This window comes from Moorena sp. SIO4E2, from assembly GCF_010671945.1.
GTDB classification, from domain to species: Bacteria; Cyanobacteriota; Cyanobacteriia; order Cyanobacteriales; family Coleofasciculaceae; genus Moorena; species Moorena producens.
Genome location: NZ_JAAHIE010000679.1, coordinates 1 through 3,373 on the forward strand (window position 1 = coordinate 1; position 3,373 = coordinate 3,373).

General features: G+C 41.8%; 3 protein-coding genes. 2 read left to right on the forward strand and 1 reads right to left on the reverse strand.

The genetic code is table 11. The features are described from left to right. Window positions 1-388 precede the first annotated feature (388 nt). Window positions 389-643 (reverse strand): hypothetical protein, encoded by a 255-nt coding sequence (locus tag F6K37_RS35265; RefSeq protein ID WP_071986830.1) that lies wholly within the window; start codon window positions 641-643, stop codon window positions 389-391. A gap of 330 nt (window positions 644-973) precedes the next feature. On the opposite strand from F6K37_RS35265, the gene F6K37_RS35270 reads away from it, so the two are divergent. Both F6K37_RS35270 and F6K37_RS35275 read left to right on the forward strand, forming a co-directional pair. Continuing rightward, window positions 974-1,102: a hypothetical protein gene (locus F6K37_RS35270; protein ID WP_267872000.1), complete on the forward strand. Its 129-nt coding sequence runs from the start codon at window positions 974-976 to the stop codon at window positions 1,100-1,102. Window positions 1,103-1,739: 637 nt separating this feature from the next. Beyond that, window positions 1,740-3,170 (forward strand): MAC/perforin domain-containing protein, encoded by a 1,431-nt coding sequence (locus tag F6K37_RS35275; RefSeq protein ID WP_287255516.1) that lies wholly within the window; start codon window positions 1,740-1,742, stop codon window positions 3,168-3,170. The last annotated feature ends 203 nt before the right edge of the window (window positions 3,171-3,373 follow it).

Sequence of the window (3,373 nt, forward strand, 5' to 3'; positions counted from 1 at the left end):
CAGCATAGACTCCGCTCTTACCATTAAGAATTAAATTCGCTCAAGGTGCGACCCGAACGCGCACCTTGAGGCAAAGCCGACGCGGGGCGCGTTCGGGTCGCACCTCTTGATGCAGCGCATCGCTATTCCCAATTCCCGATTACCTACTCCCAATTACCGATTCCCGATTCTAAATTCTAAATTCTAAATTCTAAATTCTAAATTCTAAATTCTAAATTCTAAATTCTAAATTCCCTACTCCCTTAAAAAAAAATAGCCGCAGAAATACTATCTACGGCTAGGAAATTGACCATTAGTGATTCCGTTTTCAACCCTATCAAGACCTGCTTCCATGGGAGCAGACTCGATGATTTTGCCAGGGGGCAAAGCCCCCCAGAAAGTTAATCCGTTAACCCAAAGTTATGTACTTCGTCATCATCGTAATAAATTCCCCAGGAATGCCCGTCGGTTGCAGAGGACTCCACTCAGAAATCTCGGCGTAACGCAGTGCATAGAGGCTATGCATCGTGTTGATGATAGCCTTGCGGGAGCCCTTAAGAATGTGCTTAACAGGGTATTTTTTTGGAGAAGATTCCTGAGGATTATTACTAGGAGTAATATCCTCAGGGTTATTTTCGGGATTTGGGCGAAATTCGGAATCCATCTTGGTCACCTTTTGCTTGTTGTTAACAATATAATCATAACGATTATAAAATATTTTGTCAAGGGTTTTTATGATTTTTTTTGGGGAAAGGTATTTTAAATAAAATGTACGGTAACGGAATGGAATCTGATTTTTTTAGGAGTAGTAAAAAAAGGGAGCAGGGAACAGGGACTAGGGAGCAGTGATGAGTAGGAATAAAAATTATTGTACTTTATAAATAGAATAAATTTGTTTCGGTGGACTAATACAGCTAAAATGGTGCTTGAGTAAAATCCCTTAATTCATTGTAAATTAAGGCTTTTTTCAAAAATCTATCCTACTACTTTAGCTGTGCTATGCCACTACAAGAGCGATCGCACTCATGACAGGGAGCTTCTACTAACAGACCCACGGTTTTATGAATTAATGGCTATTGGTACATCCCACCAAACTGGCGATCGCACTCGACTCGTGTTATAATAACTTTTATTAGACATATCCAAGAATCTGTAATCCAGTCGCAGCAATCACAAGGAGTGGGTCAAAGACTCATTTAAAACTGAGCCATAGGAACGATTTAATGAGGTTTTGGAGTCTCAAAATCTAAATCTGGATTAAAAATATAACTCATTACAATGTCAATTACTTGATCACATTGTGCCGATTTTATTAATTCTAAAATTAGATAACCAATGTCTTGATGCAGTCGCTCATGGTTTGGGTTCTGTGTGCGGAACCTGCATCAAGACGGGAGCAGGGATCAGGGAGCAGGGAAGAGGGAAAAAATAATGTGTACCTCATAGCTACGAAAAACGCTATATGGTCGTTTTTTGACCAACAATTTTTCTTATACTTGTTTTGTTTATTTAGGATTTACTTGAATATATTTACAAGTGTAATTTGTCATTTTTCCCGTTTATCCATAGAGCATTTTTTGATTATACTTTATTTTTAGGATTTTTAGGATATAGCAATCCTAAATAGGTTGTGGTAATTTTCCAAAACGTGATCATTGTTATACCTGGGTTTCAATTCGAGCACTTGTCACCAATCATTTAGGGTTGCTATATTATCGGGATATCTAGTTTAACAAATCAGTTGACCCTAGGAGAAAAACATGGCTGATAATCTAACCGGCATCGGATATCTTGGCTGTACCTACGATATCTACGGTTACTATGCCCGCGCTAACTCCGTCAATACCAGTAAGCGACTGTTTTCTTTGCCTGACGCAGATACAGAAATCACGGTCCACGATGATCAATATTCTTACCCCAAGGATGCCATAGGCACTCCTGTCTTATTATACGAAACTGATCAGAAAACCTCTTCTTACGACAGTACTGAAGATCTATACACCAAGATGTCAGTTTCTGCCAACTTGTCCGGTTCCTATGGTCTGTTTAGCTCCGAAGTTTCGGCTAAATACTCACAGTCATACACCAGTAGCAGCTACTTCTATCACGTTGAAAAATCCGGCTATGTCAACTCCTACAAGTTGACCCTGGATCTCGATTATGCCCTGAAAAATCTTGATGAGGACTTCAAGGATGACCTCTACAACATGGACGCCGAGGAGTTAGTGGCAAAATACGGCACTCACTTTCTCTACGAGGCTGTTTTCGGCGGTCGCTGGTCTTATAGTCAAAGCGTCTCAAAATTCAGTTATAGCAGCTCCCAGGAAGCCGAAGTGGAAGTAGAGGCAAACTATGGCGATTACTCGGGATCAATTTCCACTTCTAACCAGACCGACCAGTCGCAATCGAACAATCAATCTAATGGCGAGTTTTGGTGCATCGGTGGCACTCCCGACACTTTGGTGGATGGCTTTGATGATTGGGCGGCATCGGTTCCTGGTAATTTCGTCCTCGTGGACTTTACCTCTGACTCCCTGAAGAAGATTTCGGAGTTAGTGGAGAATGATGACGCTCGCAAAGAGGAAATCGACGCAGCCATCCAAGCTGTTCTTGATGCAGGTACGAACCCTAGTAGTACTGAGCTGACTACCAGTTCTCAAACGGACCAGTGGATCGCAGGCGACAATAAAGATATGGAGGTAGACTCAGGAGCCCACCTAGACCACGTAGTAGTTGGCTTTGGAGGTCTGATTAAGGACAAGAAGTTCAATCTTACTGCCGTGTGCTACCTTAATCTGTCTACAACCCAACGTCAGTGGAAGGTGTTTGGAGACACTGAGACCTTTAACCAGACCGATTACGAAACCCTAGGGGAAGTCCCAGAGGGCTGTGTACTGACAGGCATTGGGTTGAAGGGAGACGGCAGCAAGTTCACCAAAATGGTGCTTTACTACCAAGAACTCACCCCTGCTAGCTCCACGAACAACTATCTCGTCACCAACCTACAGTCAATTGCTTTTAAGGGTACAAAGGAAGTAAGTTCTCCTGATAGTAGCTACGAGATTGAGTTTAATCCCGGTGATAATAATGATATGGTGATTACGGGCATTGCCGTGGGGTACCGTGGCAAAAAGGAAAAGGTCAATTACCTCAAACTCTATCGCAATACTATAGTGGAAGAAGTCGAGTAATTTTAGCTCCCATTACCTTGACCAGACTGTAGCTAAATCACTCGTCTTTACCATTACCCAAAACCCAAAAGCTTATACATTTAAGGGAGAGATGTCAGGAAAACTTTGTCAAATTAAATAGTTGACTATCACATCAATCCTAAGCTCTAATTTTGTTATCTACAGTGCAGGGAATTCTACTACTTTTCACAGTAGGATTGAAC

What these genes read in the sequence shown, in the direction of transcription:
- F6K37_RS35265 (WP_071986830.1), bottom strand. Translation starts at nt 643, where the DNA reads ATGGATTCCGAATTTCGCCCAAATCCCGAAAATAACCCTGAGGATATT.
- F6K37_RS35275 (WP_287255516.1), top strand. Translation starts at nt 1,740, where the DNA reads ATGGCTGATAATCTAACCGGCATCGGATATCTTGGCTGTACCTACGAT.